The organism is Vibrio sp. 1151_11, assembly GCF_029478525.1.
GTDB lineage: Bacteria > Pseudomonadota > Gammaproteobacteria > Enterobacterales > Vibrionaceae > Vibrio > Vibrio anguillarum.
In genome coordinates this window covers 1-336 of record NZ_SHMN01000121.1, presented here as the reverse complement: position 1 = coordinate 336, position 336 = coordinate 1, and the positions used below count along the sequence as shown (strand labels likewise).

The 336-nt window shown below is 45.8% G+C and carries 1 protein-coding gene; it reads left to right on the top strand.

The features are described 5' to 3' along the window. A partial coding sequence (locus EXZ60_RS19035) for a GTP-binding protein (protein ID WP_277436165.1) occupies positions 1–336 on the top strand: 336 nt, incomplete at both ends.

The following is a 336-nucleotide window of genomic DNA, read 5'->3' as shown; positions in this document are numbered from 1 at the left end:
AAACTCGTGAGCACATCCTACTTGGTCGCCAAGTTGGTATTCCTTACATCATCGTATTCATGAACAAATGTGACATGGTTGATGATGAAGAGCTTCTAGAGCTAGTAGAAATGGAAGTTCGTGAGCTCCTATCTGAGTACGATTTCCCAGGTGATGACCTACCAGTTATCCAAGGTTCTGCACTAGGCGCACTAAACGGCGAAGAGCAATGGGAAGCGAAAATCATTGAACTTGCTGAAGCGCTAGACACTTACATTCCAGAGCCTGAGCGTGCAGTAGACCAAGCATTCCTACTACCAATCGAAGACGTATTCTCAATCCAAGGTCGTGGTACAG